This window comes from Variovorax sp. Soil_C_12 (assembly GCF_057657375.1).
In genome coordinates this window covers 234395-248535 of the sequence record NZ_JBDGIO010000004.1, presented here as the reverse complement: position 1 = coordinate 248535, position 14141 = coordinate 234395, and the positions used below count along the sequence as shown (strand labels likewise).

Annotated in this window: 11 protein-coding genes; 4 read left to right on the top strand and 7 right to left on the bottom strand. The window is 69.0% G+C overall.

The features are described 5' to 3' along the window. Positions 1-16 precede the first annotated feature (16 nt). The 4 genes from AC3A6X_RS13465 to AC3A6X_RS13450 all read right to left on the bottom strand — a co-directional run bounded on the left by AC3A6X_RS13465 (position 17) and on the right by AC3A6X_RS13450 (position 5893). Positions 17-1168, bottom strand: coding sequence for an acyl-CoA dehydrogenase family protein (locus AC3A6X_RS13465; protein WP_487842641.1), 1152 nt, complete (start codon positions 1166-1168; stop codon positions 17-19). A gap of 164 nt (positions 1169-1332) precedes the next feature. Then, on the bottom strand, positions 1333-2541 hold the full coding sequence (locus AC3A6X_RS13460; protein WP_487842640.1) for an acyl-CoA dehydrogenase family protein: 1209 nt from the start codon (positions 2539-2541) through the stop codon (positions 1333-1335). Between the two features lie 14 nt (positions 2542-2555). Continuing rightward, positions 2556-3746 (bottom strand): acetyl-CoA C-acyltransferase, encoded by a 1191-nt coding sequence (locus AC3A6X_RS13455; protein ID WP_487842639.1) that lies wholly within the window; start codon positions 3744-3746, stop codon positions 2556-2558. Between the two features lie 23 nt (positions 3747-3769). Further along, positions 3770-5893, bottom strand: a complete 2124-nt coding sequence (locus AC3A6X_RS13450; RefSeq protein ID WP_487842638.1) for a 3-hydroxyacyl-CoA dehydrogenase NAD-binding domain-containing protein — start codon at positions 5891-5893, stop codon at positions 3770-3772. Between the two features lie 146 nt (positions 5894-6039). On the opposite strand from AC3A6X_RS13450, the gene AC3A6X_RS13445 reads away from it, so the two are divergent. The 3 genes from AC3A6X_RS13445 to AC3A6X_RS13435 all read left to right on the top strand — a co-directional run bounded on the left by AC3A6X_RS13445 (position 6040) and on the right by AC3A6X_RS13435 (position 9769). Continuing rightward, a complete protein-coding gene (locus AC3A6X_RS13445) occupies positions 6040-6981 on the top strand; it encodes a LysR family transcriptional regulator (RefSeq protein ID WP_487842637.1) in 942 nt (313 codons plus the stop codon). Positions 6982-7115: 134 nt separating this feature from the next. Continuing rightward, entirely contained in the window at positions 7116-8963 is a 1848-nt protein-coding gene (locus tag AC3A6X_RS13440) for a type II toxin-antitoxin system HipA family toxin (protein ID WP_487842636.1), read from the top strand. Between the two features lie 62 nt (positions 8964-9025). Beyond that, positions 9026-9769: an ABC transporter substrate-binding protein gene (locus AC3A6X_RS13435; RefSeq protein ID WP_487842635.1), complete on the top strand. Its 744-nt coding sequence runs from the start codon at positions 9026-9028 to the stop codon at positions 9767-9769. Positions 9770-9850: 81 nt separating this feature from the next. Here AC3A6X_RS13435 and AC3A6X_RS13430 read toward each other — a convergent pair whose 3' ends face one another. Together AC3A6X_RS13430 and AC3A6X_RS13425 are read right to left on the bottom strand one after the other, a co-directional pair. Further along, positions 9851-11281: an amidohydrolase gene (locus tag AC3A6X_RS13430; protein ID WP_487842872.1), complete on the bottom strand. Its 1431-nt coding sequence runs from the start codon at positions 11279-11281 to the stop codon at positions 9851-9853. Between the two features lie 5 nt (positions 11282-11286). Further along, positions 11287-12243 carry a Bug family tripartite tricarboxylate transporter substrate binding protein gene (locus AC3A6X_RS13425; protein ID WP_487842634.1) on the bottom strand — a complete coding sequence of 319 codons (957 nt, stop codon included), beginning with the start codon at positions 12241-12243 and terminating at the stop codon, positions 11287-11289. A 171-nt stretch (positions 12244-12414) separates the two neighbouring features. Here AC3A6X_RS13425 and AC3A6X_RS13420 point away from each other — a divergent pair, with 171 nt between their 5' ends. Beyond that, positions 12415-13404, top strand: a complete 990-nt coding sequence (locus AC3A6X_RS13420; protein ID WP_487842633.1) for a LysR substrate-binding domain-containing protein — start codon at positions 12415-12417, stop codon at positions 13402-13404. A gap of 100 nt (positions 13405-13504) precedes the next feature. Here the strand turns inward: AC3A6X_RS13420 and AC3A6X_RS13415 are convergent, their stop codons facing one another. Beyond that, positions 13505-14113 (bottom strand): esterase/lipase family protein, encoded by a 609-nt coding sequence (locus AC3A6X_RS13415; protein WP_487842632.1) that lies wholly within the window; start codon positions 14111-14113, stop codon positions 13505-13507. Positions 14114-14141: the final 28 nt, after the last annotated feature.

Below are 14141 nucleotides of genomic sequence, written 5' to 3'. Positions count from 1 at the left end.
GCCCATTGTCGGTACCTCAGCGCGCGGCGGCGAGGGCTTGGCGGCCGAGTGCGGCGAAGCGCTGCAGATGATGGTCTTCGTCGCCCAGCTGGTGGTCGATCATCACCAGACGCTTCGCATAGTGGGCCAGCGGCAGCTCCCAGGTCATGCCGATGCCGCCGTGCATCTGGATGCTTTCCTCGGCCACCAGCGTGCCGATGCGCCCGATGCTGGCCTTGGCGGCCGAGAGCGCACGCTCGCGCGCCACGCGGTCCTCGCCGTCGATCGCCGCGGCGGCATTGATCACGGCCGAGCGCGCCTGCTCCACTTCGAGCAGCAGGTCGGCCATGCGGTGCTGCAGGGCCTGGAAGCTGCCGATCAGCTGGCCGAACTGCTTGCGCGTGCGCAGGTATTCGAGCGTCGCTGTCTTGGCCGCTTCCATCGCGCCCAGGCTTTCTGCGCACAGGGCGAGCAGGCCGCGGCCGATGGCGCGCTCCAGCGCCGGATAGCCCTGGCCTTCGCCGCCCAGCAGTGCTGCGCCTTCCAGCTTCAGGCCGTCGAACACAACTTCGGCCACGCGGCCGCCGTCGATGGCGGGGCAGCCGCGCACGTACAGGCCCTTGGTCTTCGCCGGCACCAGGAAGAGCGAGATGCCCGCTTCATCGTCGTCCGCGCCGCCGGTGCGGGCCGAGACCACGAACAGGTCCGCCTGCTCGCCCTGCGGCACCACGGCCTTGGCGCCGTTGAGCAGCCAGCCGTCGCCGCTGCGCTCGGCGCGGGTCTGCACATGCGCGAGCTCGTAATGCGTGCCGGGCTCGTCGTGCGCCAGCGCCGCGACGGTGCTGCCCGCTATGATGCCGGCCAGCTGTTCCTTCTGCGCCTCGCTGCCCGCGGCGGCAATGGCTTCGCCGGCCATCACCGCGCCCAGCACCGGCTCGACCACCAGGCCGCGGCCCAGTGCCTCGAAGACCACGGCCAGGTCGAAGCCGCCGCCGCCGAAGCCGCCATCCTCTTCGCGGAACAGGGCGCCGATCACGCCCAGCTCGGCGAACTGCTCCCAGATCTTGGTGCTGAAGCCCTGCTGCGACTTCGCGATGCGGTCGCGCGCCTCGAAGGCGTACTGCTCGGCGATGAAGCGGTTGAGGCTGTCGGCGAGCATGCGCCGGTCTTCGGTATGTTCGAAATTCATTTCAACTCTCCTCTGCGTCTTGTGCAACGCGCGCCGCATGGATTGGAGCGGCAAAAAAAGGGCGATTCCAGAAACACCGCGGAACCGGCTTTGCCGGGCCGCTGGTGTTGCCCCCGGAAGGGGGTGGCGGCCACACGAAGTGGGCAAGCATGGGGGTGAGCTATTTAGAGTCCGAGGATCATCTTGGAGATGATGTTCTTCTGGATTTCGTTGGAGCCGCCGAAGATCGACAGCTTGCGGTTGTTGAAGTACTTGACTGCCGCAGGCGCCGCCTCGGCCGGGCCGAAGGGAACGCCGCCGAAGCCTTCCTCCAGCGCCGCTTCGACGTAAGGCCGCGCATACGGCCCCATCGCGCGCCGGATCAGCGACGAAATCTCCTGCCGGATCTCGGTCCCGCGGATCTTGAGCATCGAGCTCTCGGCCCCCGGCACGCCGCCGCCGGCCACCGCTGCGATCACGCGCAGGTTGGTGGTCTTCATGTTCTCCAGGTCGATCTCGACGCGCGCCATGCGCGCCGCAAACGCGGGGTCTTCCGAAAGCGGCTTGCCGTTCTTCGTCTGCTTCGCCGCAACGGCCTTGAGCTGCTCCATCGCCGCCACCGAGAAGCCCACGCCCGCGATGTTGGTGCGTTCGTAGGTCAGCAAATACTTGGCGCAGGTCCAGCCCTTGTCCTCCTCGCCCACCAGGTTCTCGGCCGGCACGCGCACGTCGGAGAAGAAGACTTCGTTGACCTCGTGGTCGCCGTCCAGCGTGATGATCGGCCGCACCTCGACGCCCGGCGACTTCATGTCGATCAGCAGGAAGCTGATGCCCTCCTGCTTCTTCGCCTCGCGGTTGGTCCGCACCAGGCAGAAGATCATGTTGGCGTGCTGGCCCAGCGTGGTCCAGGTCTTCTGGCCGTTGACGATGTAGTGCGGGCCCTCTGCATCGACGCCGCGCACGGCCGAGGTCTTGACCGAGGCGAGGTCCGAGCCGGCGCCCGGTTCGGAGTAGCCCTGGCACCACCAGTCCGAGCCGTCGAGGATGCGCGGCAGCCAGTAGCGCTTCTGCTCCTCGTTGCCGTACTTGATCATCACCGGCCCCAGCATGTTCACGCCGAAGGGCACGATGCGCGGCGCATGGGCCAGCGCGCATTCGTTCTCGAAGATGAACTTCTCGACCGCGGTCCAACCCGGGCCGCCGTACCGCTCGGGCCAGTGGTTCGCGAGCCAGCCGCGCGCGTTGAGGATGGCGTGCCATTCCTCCATGTCGGCCTTGGCGAGATGCTTGCCGGTGGCCACCTTGTCGGAGAGGCGCCTGGGCAGCTTCTCGGCGAGGAAGGTGCGCACCTCGTCGCGGAAGGCCTGCTCTTCGGGGGTGAAGTTGAGATCCATGACAGCGGTCTCCTTCAATAGATTTCGAACAGGCCCGCGGCGCCCATGCCGCCCGCGATGCACATGGTGACCACGGCGTACTTCGCGCCGCGTCGTTGACCCTCGATCAGCACGTGGCCCGCGAGCCGCGCACCCGTCATGCCGAAGGGGTGGCCGATGGAGATCGCGCCGCCGTCGACATTGAGCCGCTCGGACGGAATGCCGAGCTTCTCCTGGCAGTAGATGGACTGCGAGGCAAAGGCCTCGTTGAGTTCCCAGAGGTCGATATCGTCGACCTTCAGGCCGTTGCGCGCCAGCAGTTTCGGCACCGCGAACACCGGGCCGATGCCCATCTCGTCGGGCTCGCAGCCGGCCAGCGCCAGGCCGCGGAAGGCGCCCAGGGGCTTGAGGTTGGCGCGCTCCGCGTCCTTGGCTTCCATCAGCACGCAGGCCGAGGCGCCGTCGGAGAGCTGCGAGGCATTGCCGGCGGTGACGAACTTGCCGGCGCCCATCACCGGCTCGAGCTTGGCCAGCGCCTCGTAGGTGGTGCCGCGGCGGTTGCAGGTGTCGACGTCGATCGTCGCCTCCTTGTGGCTGACCTGCTTGGTCTCCTTGTCGGTCACCGCCATGGTGGTGGTGCAGGCCACGATCTCTTCCTTGTAGCGGCCGGCGAGTTGCGCTTCTTCCGTCTTGCGCTGGCTCTCGGCCGAGAAGCGGTCCTGCGCCTCGCGGCTGATGTTGTAGCGCTTGGCCACGATGTCGGCGGTCTCGATCATCGAGAGGTAGAGCGCGGGCTTGTGCTCGACGATCCACGGGTCCATGCCGGAGTCACCGCTGTCGGTGGCGCTGCGGCTGCGGATCTGCGAGATGCTCTCCACGCCGCCCGCGATCATGGCCGGCGCACCTTCGACCACGATCCGGCCCGCCGCCATCGCGATGGCCTGCAGGCCCGAGGCGCAGAAGCGGTTGACCGTGGTGCCGGCGATGCTGATCGGCAGCCCCGCGCGCACGATGGTCTGGCGCGCCACGTTGCGGCCGGTGGTGCCCTCGGGGTAGCCGCAGCCGAGGATCGCGTCCTCGATCTGCGCCGGGTCCAGCCCCGAGCGCTCCACCGCGGCGCGCACCGCGAAGGCGGCCAGCGTGGGCCCGGGCGTGATGTTGAACTCGCCGCGGTGCGCCTTGGTGAGCGGCGTGCGGGCGGTGGAAACGATGACGGCTTCGCGCATGGTGTTGTCTCCTGCTTGGGGCTTTACTCGGATTGATTGAGGCTCGAGAAATCGGCGCCGCGTTCCACCAGCTCCACCAAGAGCGGCGAGGGCTTCCAGAACAGCGGGTCTTCCTTGGCGAACTCGCGGATGTCGGCCAGCACCTTCGGCAGGCCCACCGTGTCGGCGTACTTCATCGGCCCGCCGCGATGCCGCGGAAAGCCGTAGCCGTAGAGGAAGGTCACGTCCACGTCCAGCGGGCGCAGCGCGATGCGCTGGTGCACGACGTTGGCGCCCTCGTTGACCATCGCGGCCATGTAGCGGCGCATGATCTCCTCGTCGGTGAAAGTGCGCGGCGTGATGCCGGCGCGCTGGCGCTCGGCGTCGATGATGGCCTCGACCTCCGGGTCCGGCGTGCCGGTGCGCGCACCCTCGGGGTACAGGTAGTAGCCGCGGCCGGTCTTCTGGCCGAACCAGCCGCGCTCGCAGATGCGGTCGGCGATCTGCACGTAGCGCGCCTTCGGGTCGCGGGTGGCGGCCTTGCGCTTGCGCGTGGCCCAGCCGATGTCGCCGCCGGCCAAGTCGGACACCTGGAACGGGCCCATCGGGTAGCCGAACTCGCGCACCGCCTTGTCGATCTGGTAGGGCGAGGCGCCGTCTTCCATCATGTGGTCGGCCGCCTGGCGGTACACCGCGAGGATGCGGTTGCCGATGAAGCCGTCGCACACGCCCGCGCGCACCGGCGTCTTCTTCAGCTTCTTCGCCAGCTCGAAGCCGGTGGCGACCACGTCGGCGCTGACCTTCGCCGGCACCACGATCTCCAGCAGCTTCATGATGTTGGCCGGCGAGAAGAAGTGCAGGCCCAGCACGTCGCCCGGGCGCGAGATGCTGGCCGCGATCTCGTCGATGTCGAGGTAGGAGGTGTTGGTGGCGAGCACCGCGCCGGGCTTGCACACGCGGTCGAGCTCGGCGAAGACGGCCTTCTTGACGGCCATGTCCTCGAACACCGCCTCCACCACCAGGTCGGCCTTCGCGAGCGCGTCGTAGGCGGTCGAGCCCGAGAAGCGCGCCATCACCGCCGCCTTGGCCTCGGCCGTCATGCGGCCCTTCTGGATCAGGCCGTCGTAGACCTTCTCGACGTGGGCGCGGCCGCGCGCCAGGCTGGGCTCGTCGCGCTCGATCATGGTCACCGGCAAGCCGGCATCGAGCATCGCGACCGCGATGCCCGCGCCCATGGTGCCGCCGCCGACGATGCCGCAGGATTCGATGGCGCGCGGCTTGGCGGCCTTGGTCTCGGGGGCCTTGAGCACTTCGCGCTCGGCGAAGAAGGCATGGATCAGGCCGGCGCGCTGCGGGCTGTCGATGCATTGCAGGAAGAGCTTGCGCTCCAGTGCCATGCCCTCGTCGAAGGGCAGCGAGAGCGCGGCCTCGGTGGCTTCGACGATCTTCATCGGCGAGAACAGGCCGCGGCTCTTCTTCGCGGTGTCGGCACGGCCAGCTTCCAGCGCCGCGCGCTGGGCGTCCTTGTCGGCGAGCGCGGCGCTTGCGTCACGCGTGCGGCGCACCGGCGCCTTGCCCGCGGCCAACTCCTTCGCATAGGCCAGCCCTTCGGCCAGCGCATCGGTGCCTTCGCCCAGGCGATCGACCAGGCCCAGGGCCAGCGCTTCCTTGGCGCCGGCGTGGCGGCCGCTCAGCATCAGGTCCAGCGCGGCCTTCACGCCGATCAGGCGCGGCGCGCGCTGCGTGCCGCCGGAGCCGGGCATCAGGCCCAGCTGCACTTCCGGCAGGCCGAGCTTGGCGGAGGGCACGGCCAGACGGTAGTGCGCCGACAGCGCGATCTCCAGCCCGCCGCCGAGCGCGGCGCCGTGGATGGCGGCGACCACCGGCTTGCTGCAATTCTCGATGCGGGCGCAGACCTCGGGCAGCGAAGGCTGCTGCGGCGGCTTGCCGAATTCGCGGATGTCGGCCCCGGCGATGAAGTTGCGGCCGGCGCCGACGATCAGCACCGCGGCTGCGGCGCCATCGGCCTGCGCCGCGTCGATGGCGGCCACCAGGCCGCGGCGCACGTCCACGCCGAGCGCGTTGACGGGCGGGTTGTCGATGGTCACGACCAGCACATCGGCCTGGCGCTGGAAGGTGACGAGGTCGGGGGAGGCGTTCGTAGCCATGCTGGGTGTCTCCTTGGGGGCGAACCTGCGCCGGTTCGGTGGGGCTGGGGGGGAACCCCGCATTCTTGGACAGCCACGTCGCTTTGACAATTGCATGGCTGGTTGACAGACTGTCAAAGAATTTTTGACACAATGCGCCGATCTTCATGGACTTGCAATCCCTCACCCTGCTGGTCGAGATCCTCGATGCCGGCAACCTGAGCGAGGCCGCGCGCCGGCTCAAGATGAGCCGCGCCAACGTGAGCTACCACCTGAACCAGCTCGAGCGCTCGGTCGGCGCCCAGCTCGTGCGCCGCACCACGCGCCGCGCCGAGGCCACCGAGATCGGGCAGCGGCTCTACCAGCATGGCGTGGCCATCCAGAACGAGCTGCAGGCCGCGCGCGAGTCGGCCACGTCGCTGGGCGAAGGGCTGGTGGGGCGGGTGCGGCTCAGCGTGCCCAGCGGCTACGGGCAACTGGTGATGTCGGACTGGTTGATCGACTTCAAGCGGCTCTACCCCGGCATCGTGCTCGACGTGCTGTTCGAGAACCGCATCGAGGATCTGCTGCGCGACGAGGTCGACATCGCCATCCGCGTGATCCCCGAGCCGCCGCAGAACCTGGTGGCCCGCGCGCTGGGGCCGGTGCGCTACGTGGCCTGCGCCTCGCGCGCCTATGCGCAGGAGCACGGTCTGCCCACGCAGCTCGATCAGCTCAGCGGGGCGCCGGTGGTCACCGCCGCGGTGATCGGCAAGCAGCTGCGCATCTCGGCCTACCAGGGCGAGGAGCGGCGCGAGGTGGTGCTGGAGCCCACGCTGATCTCCGAGAACTTCCTGTTCCTGCGCCAGGCCGTCCTGGCCGGCCTGGGCATCGGCCTGGTGCCCGACTACGTGGTGCAGGAGGACGTGCGCCGCGGCGAGGTGGTGACCACGCTGGACGACTGGCGCCTGAGCATCTTCGGCACGCAGATGTTCATGCTCTACATGCCCAACCGGCAGCACACGCGGGCGACCCGGACCTTCATCGAGTTCATCCTGGAGCGGGCGGGTTCGACGGGCGGACCTGGGGCGGTGCGAACACCTGCGCCAGCCCAGCCCCTGCCGCGTTAGCGCGCGTCAGTTGAGCCCTTGCTACCCTCTTTTTACTAACCTTTTCGTGTTTGAAATACGCGAAAGTTAGAAAATTTGCATATCTCAGCCTGAAATGCTAACTTTCTCGTATCTGAAACACGGAAAAGTTAGACGTGCCCCTCCACCTCGTCGGCGAGACCATCGACAAGACGCGCAGCCACTACCAGGCCGAGACGGGCAAGCTCGTCCAGCTCATGCGAGGCATCTATGCAGACGCGGGGGACGACATCGATCAAACCGTTCTCACGCACGCCGTGCGTATCGCGCGCTACCTCTACCCCAAGGCCTATTTGTCCGGCGCGAGCGCCATCCTGCTCGGCCCCACCCGCGATGGCCGCCTTTACCTGTCCGGCCAGCGGGTCCAGCGCACCCGCATCCGCGCCCTGGAAATCATCCAGAACAAGGCGCCGGCAAACCCTTCGGTCGCCAGCGCGTCGATTGCCGACAGTCTCGGGGAGTTCAGCGTTCAAGTCTCTGCCGTGCGGCAGCGCTTCCTCGAGGCTTTTCGTCGGCGCAGCGAGCACGCGATGTCCATCGAGTCGGCCATGCGCGAGGCTCTTTCGGCGCGCCTCATCGAAGAGTACGGCGATGCCAAGGGGGCCAGCGACGCCCTCTGGGCGCTTGCGCGCGAGAACGAGTGGTATCGCGAAGCCGAAGCGGCACAGAAGTTCCTGTTGCGTCGCCCCACGGCCGTGGCAGTCCGGAACGAGGCCGCCTTCGATCTTCTCGTGGCCTGGCACGGACTGCCCATCGGCACGCTCGCGCACGATGGTTTCGAATGGCGCTGGTCGGCGAACCAGGAGGGCGCGCGGCTGCCGCCCGTCGTGCGGCAAACCGTGCCGGGAAAGCTGCCGCCCTTCATCGTCTCCCTGCTGCCCGAGGGCTGGCTCGAGTCGGTTCTGAAGGGCCGCCGCGACGAACGCGCCCTGCTGCGCTCAGGCAAGCGCTACATGTCGAACATCACCGTCGCCGCGACGGTGGACGAGTTGTCGGCATTGCCTGCGGACATCCTGACCCACAAGCTGGCTGCCTTCACCCGCGACGGGCTCTTCACGGGCGCCTACGCCGGCCCCGGCAGGAGCGCCGTCGAGCGGGACTTCGAGCACCGGCTGGCCGCGCTCTTCGCCAACGCCGAAACGCCGCGCCTCTCCGGCGTGCAGATCAAGGCCCCCATGCATCTGGACGCGGACGGAAAGCTGGTGCCCAGCGTGACGCTGCCCTTCACGCACATCCTCAAGCCCGCGGGAACGGGCGCCTTCGAAGCATTGCCGCTCATCGAGTGGATCGGCCTGGCGCTCGCGCGCGCCTGCGGGCTTCCCGCACCGGAGACCGCGCTGGTTCGCATGCCGGACGGCATGTCTGCGGCCCTCCTCGTCGAGCGCTTCGACATCCGCGATCAGCCGGGCGATACGCGTTGGCTGGCCATGGAGGACATGTGCTCGGTGCTGGATCTCGAACCTCAGGCGAAGTACACCGGGACCCTCGAACGTGTCGCACGGGCCGTTCGCGCCTTGTCCACGGCCCCGGAGGAAGACCTGCTGCTGCTGCTTCGCCGCGTCCTGTTCGCGTGGCTCATCGGCGACGGCGACATGCACCTGAAGAACCTGGCGCTTCTCAAGAGCGCACGTGGCGGCGAGACGGCGTTCAGCGCAGTTCGCCTCGCGCCCGTCTACGACGCGCTGACGACGCGTGCCTTTCCCGGCCTGGAGCACGACCGCATGGCGCTGAAGCTCAACGGCAAGGACGAGCGGCTGCGGCGAGCGGACTTCGTGGCACTCGGCAGCATCGCAGGGCTGCGGGCAACGGATGCGCAGGCCGCCATCGACGACGTGCTGCAGCGTCTGCGGCAGGGACTCGACGCGCTGAGCATTCCGCCCGCCCTCGCACTGAAAGCGGATGCGCAGGCCACCGTCGCGCGGACCCTGGATCTCTGTTGGGGGCGCGTTGCGGCCTTCGAGTAGTCTTGCGCAACTTCAAGAAAATCAGCGGCATCCTCAAGACCTGACACCTACCGGACCTGCCCATGCCTACAGACCCAGCCATCGTCAAAGCCTTCACGCCCATGGGCGTCCTGCGCGCATCCATCAATCTCGGCAATCCCATCCTGGCGAAGCGGAATGCCGGAACCGGCGAGCCCGAGGGGGTGTCGATCGACCTGGCGCGTGCCTTCGCCGCGCAGCTGGGCGTTCCGCTCGAACTGGTGGTGTTCGACACCGCCGGGAAGTCCGTCGAGGCCGTGACCGCCGAGCAGGCCGACATCGGCTTCTTTGCCGTGGACCCGCTGCGCGGGCAGGGCATCCGCTTCACGGCCCCGTATGTGCTGATCGAGGGTGCCTACCTCGTCAAGGAAGGCTCGCCGATCGCCTCGAACGACGAGGTCGACCGGGCCGGCGTGCGCGTCATGGTCGGGAAGGGCAGTGCCTACGACCTGTACCTCACGCGCGAGTTGAAGGCGGCCGGCATCGAACGCGCGCCGAGCTCGCCCGCCGTCGTCGACTGCTTTCTCTCCGAAAACGCCGACGTCGCTGCCGGCGTGAAGCAGCAACTCGAGGCCGACGCGGCGCGCCTGGGCGGACTGCGGCTGCTTCCCGGCCGCTTCATGGAGATCCGGCAGGCGATGGGGGTGCCGATCAGCCGGGGGGAGCCGGCCGCGGCTGCGCTTGCGGCTTTCGTCGAGTCCATGAAGTCCAGCGGCTTCGTGAGTGCCGCGTTGCAGCGCCATGGCATCAAGGGCGCGATCGTGGCGCCGGCGGCTCAGAGTGAGTGAGGCTGGCGCGTACCTCGAAGGCCCGGTGCCCCCTCCCCAGCCCTCCCCGGAAGGGGAGGGAGTCACCGCCAGGCTTGCTCCTCACGCCTTCTCCCGCGCTGGCGGCGGCATCACATCCTCCGGGATCGGGCTGCGATAAGGCGCCCCGCCACGCTTGGCGCGCAACTCGCGTTCCGCCTCGCACAGCACCTCCGGCCGCCCGGCGAGCGCGACGCCGGTGGCCGCCAGGCACTTGGCAGCCAGCAGCATCCCCTTGTGGGCCAGCGAGGTCTTGCCCTGCGAGACCATCTGCCACGAGTGGAAGGCCGTGCCCCACGCGAAGCAGGCCGTGAGGCATTGCGTGGTCGGCGCGGCCCAGCTCACGTCGCCCATGTCGGTAGAGCCGGTCACCGGCCGCGCGGCTTCGGGCCGGTAGGGCTGGATGCCGGTGGCGATGGGCTGCGGGTCGCGCAGCGCCGCCGCGAAGTGCTTGGCGCTGCTGGCGAGCTCCTCGGCCGAGAGGGTGGACTGCATCTTCGCGGCGAAGCTGCGCTCCTCCTCGCTGACCTCCAGCGCGCCCACGGCCTCCATCTGCTCGGCCATCACCCGGTCGAGCGTGTCGTTGTGCAGCACGTTGGACACGGCCTTGTCGAACACCATCTCGACCGTGGTGCCGGTCATCATCGCCGCGCCGCGCGCCACCTGCTCGACGCGCGCAAACAGCGCCAGCGCCTCGTCGATGCGGGCCGCCCGCACGGTGTAGAGCACTTCGGCGTAGGCCGGGATCACGTTGGTCGACGGCCCGCCCGAGTCGATGTAGGCGAAGTGCACGCGCGCCTGATCGGGCATGTGCTCGCGCAGGTAGTTGACGCCGACGTTCATCAGCTCGGCCGCGTCGAGCGCGCTGCGCCCCAGGTGCGGCGCCAGCGCCGCATGCGCCGACTTGCCGTGGAAGCGGAAGTAGGCCTGCACGTTGGCCAGCGTGGCGTTCATGAACACGGAGTTGGCCACCGACGGATGCCAGGACAGCGCGGCATCCAGGTCGTCGAACAGCCCGGCGCGTGCCATGAAGGTCTTGCCGGCCGCGGCCTCCTCGGCCGGGCAGCCGTAGAAGCGGACGGTGCCAGGCAGCTCATGACGCCGCAGGTGGTCGCGCGCGACCACCGCGGCCAGGTGCGCCGCCGTGCCCAGCAGGTGGTGGCCGCAGCCGTGGCCCTGGTTGAACGCGCGCTCCGGATCGGGCCGGCACTCCAGCGCGCCGCTGGCCTGGTTCAGTCCGGCGAGCGCGTCGTACTCGCCGAGGAAGCCGATGACCGGGCCACCGCTGCCGGCCTCGGCGACGAAGGCGGTCGGCATCCCGGCCACGCCGCGCGTGACGCGGAAGCCCTCGGCCTCCAGCGCCGCGGCATGCAGCTCGGCCGATTCGAACTCGCGGTAGCGCATCTCGGCCAGGCCCCAGATGCGGTCGGCGATCTCGATGTAGGGGCGGCGGCGCTCTTCGACGGCGGCGGCGATCTCGGCGACGGCGGACACGGGCTTCACTTCTGGGTCTCCAGGTTGGCGCTTGCAACGAACTTCCGGTAGCGCGCATCCTCCTCGCGCATCATCTTGGGCAGGTCCTCGTCCTCGACCATCGGCAGGCCGCCCAGCTCGTTGAAGGTCTGGCGCAGGCGGGCGTCCTTCAGGGTTTCCTTCAGCGCCGCCTTGAGCTTGGCGATCACCGGCTCCGGCACCCCCTTCGGTGCCATCAGCGCGAACCAGCCGGTCAGGTCGTAGCCCTTGAGCTCCGGGTGCTCGGCCAGCGCCGGCACGTTCGGATAGATCGGCGCCCGCGTGCCGCTGGTGACGGCGATCGGCACCACCACCCCCGCATCGATCAGCGCCTTGGCCGGACCGGTGCCCATGTAGCCGAACTCGACCGCGCCGCCGGCCAGGTCGTTGCCCAGCGCCGGCACGCCGCGGTAGGGCACGTGGGTGACCTGGGTGCCGGTGCGCTCGCGCACCATCTCGCCGGCGAAGTGGAACATCGAGCCGTTGCCCGAGCTGCCGTAGTTGTACTTGCCGGGGTTCTTGCGCAGCAGCTGGATGAACTGGTCGGTGGTCTTGACGCCGGACTGGCGCGACGCCAGCAACATGCCGCCCTGGTGGTTGACCACGCCGATCGGCGCCAGGTCCTTCAGGCCGTCGTAGGGCTGCTTCGGATTCATCACCTTGGTCGCGACCAGCTCGCCGTTGCCGCCCATGAGCAGCGTGTAGCCGTCCGGCTTCGCGGTGACCACTTTCAGCGCGCCCATCGCGCCGCCGGCGCCGGCGAAGTTCTCGACCACCACGCGGGCCTTCAGCACGCGGCCGAACACCTCGGCGAAGGGCCGCGCGACGCTGTCGGTCGAACCGCCGGCCGCGTAGCCGACGACCAGCGTGATCGGGCGCGAGGGGTAATCGTCCTGGGCGGCGGCCAGGGTCGTGGTGGCGCCGGCGAGCAGGGCCGCGAGCATGCGCAGGAGTCGGGATCGGCGAGGGGCCATGGTCGGGGGCAGGTGGGGTGGATCTGACTCGATCCTAGGATTTGCCGACCGCGCGCAATAGCCCCGTCACGGTGTTGCTGTTGAGCGCCGGTTGCCGGGTCCGACAATGGCGGCCATGCTCCTCGTTTCACCGGGACTCGCATGAAGATCCATCAGCTCAAGGCCCTCTGCGCCATCGGCGACCACGGCAGCATCCGCGCCGCGTCGCGAGCTGCCGGCCTGTCGCCGGCCGCGGTGACCAAGGCGGTGCGCGAACTCGAGGAAGACCTCGGCACGCTGCTCATCACGCGCGAGGCCAAGGGCGTGACCTTCACCGAAGCCGGCCGCGCGCTGCTGGTGCATGCGAGGCTGGTGGCGGGCCAACTGGCGCGTGCCGAAGAAGAGATGGCGCAGCTCTCGGGCCGCGGGCGTGCGACGCTGCGCATCGGCGTGAACTCGTGGATCGCGCTGACATGCCTGGGGGATGTCGTCAAGCTGTTCCAGCAGCGCATGCCGACGGTGCGCCTGGAGCTGATGGAAAGCGTGCAGACGGTCTCGATCCCGAAGCTGCGCGACGGCACGCTGGACTTCTGCATCGGCCGCGCCGCCCCGGCGTCCGCCCATGAGGACATGGCGCATGTTCCGCTGTTCCGCACCAGCTCGGCGGTGGTGGGGCGCGAGGGCCATCCGCTCGCCCAGGCCCGGTCGCTGGCCGATCTGCGCGATGCGCAATGGCTGCTGAACTCGACGCCCGGCGATGACGCCGAAGACCTGCAGGACGACCCGTTCGCCCGCTATCTGCGCGAGTGTGCGCCGACCATCCACGTCGCCCATTCGACGGTGATCGTCATCAGCCTGCTGCGCAGCACCGACATGCTGACGCTGATGCCCTGGCCCCTGGTGGAGGCGGTCGCCGCCCGCGAGCAGCTGTGCGTGCTGCCGCTGACCGAGCGCATGAACGAAGCGACCGTGAGCCTGATCTCGCGCCGCGGCGACCCGATGAGCGCGGCCGCCCGATGCTTCATCGAATGCTTCAACGCGGTGGTCTACCGTGCGCTCGGCTCCGACGATCCGGCGAGCCGGCGGTTCTTCCATTCGCTCGACGGGTTGGCGCTCGGCGACAGCGCCGCGAGCGAGCTGGCGCGCGCGTAGGCCCGTCTTGCTCCCTCTCCCTCTGGGAGCGGGTTGGGGTGAGGGCACCGGCCCTCCGAAATGCTCGCGACGCCCCGCACACCGGCGGACCCCGAAGCCTTCAAGCCTCCTTCGAATCGACGTCGCCCGACGCCAGCGCGTTCACCCGCCCCACCACATCGGTACACACCGCCGCGCTGCCCGGCATGTAGCGATGCAGCAGCGCCTTGGCATCCAGCCGGTGCGGGGACAGGGGCCAGCAGCAGCTGGTCGCGGGGACGATGGTGATGTCGCGCGAGGTCCAGTAGGTGAACAGGCTGATCGCGTCCAGCCGGTCTTCAGTCTGCTTCAAGCCCTGGAGCAGCGGGCTGCCCGGCCGCAGGTCCTTCGCGCCTTGTCCCGGGTACAGGTAGGCCGTCAGCGTTCCTTCGTGCGGCCCGGAGATGGCGAAGAAGGCCTTGGTGCGCCGCACGCCCCCGAGCATCTGCAGGTAGTGGCGAGAGACGATGCAGCCCATGCTGAAGCCGATGAGCGCCAACTCGGCATCGGCGCCCAGGTGCCGGTCGATGTACGCATGGAGCTTGGCAGCGAGGTCCCGGATGCCTGTTCTTCCGTCGGCCGGCTTGAGCGCCGGCACCCAGCATCGATGCCCTGCGCGGGTCAGCGCGTCGACCAGGCGCCGGAAGATCGCCCCGTCGTCGAAGATGCCATGGACGAGGACGATGTTCATCGGGTACGGGTCAGGAGGGTTGCGGCCA

Bases quoted from the DNA above. Each gene is read 5' to 3' on its own strand.
- AC3A6X_RS13465 (WP_487842641.1), bottom strand. From the start codon at position 1,168: ATGAATTTCGAACATACCGAAGACCGGCGCATGCTCGCCGACAGCCTC.
- AC3A6X_RS13460 (WP_487842640.1), bottom strand. From the start codon at position 2,541: ATGGATCTCAACTTCACCCCCGAAGAGCAGGCCTTCCGCGACGAGGTG.
- AC3A6X_RS13455 (WP_487842639.1), bottom strand. From the start codon at position 3,746: ATGCGCGAAGCCGTCATCGTTTCCACCGCCCGCACGCCGCTCACCAAG.
- AC3A6X_RS13450 (WP_487842638.1), bottom strand. From the start codon at position 5,893: ATGGCTACGAACGCCTCCCCCGACCTCGTCACCTTCCAGCGCCAGGCC.
- AC3A6X_RS13445 (WP_487842637.1), top strand. From the start codon at position 6,040: ATGGACTTGCAATCCCTCACCCTGCTGGTCGAGATCCTCGATGCCGGC.
- AC3A6X_RS13435 (WP_487842635.1), top strand. From the start codon at position 9,026: ATGCCTACAGACCCAGCCATCGTCAAAGCCTTCACGCCCATGGGCGTC.
- AC3A6X_RS13425 (WP_487842634.1), bottom strand. From the start codon at position 12,243: ATGCTCGCGGCCCTGCTCGCCGGCGCCACCACGACCCTGGCCGCCGCC.
- AC3A6X_RS13420 (WP_487842633.1), top strand. From the start codon at position 12,415: ATGAAGATCCATCAGCTCAAGGCCCTCTGCGCCATCGGCGACCACGGC.
- AC3A6X_RS13415 (WP_487842632.1), bottom strand. From the start codon at position 14,113: ATGAACATCGTCCTCGTCCATGGCATCTTCGACGACGGGGCGATCTTC.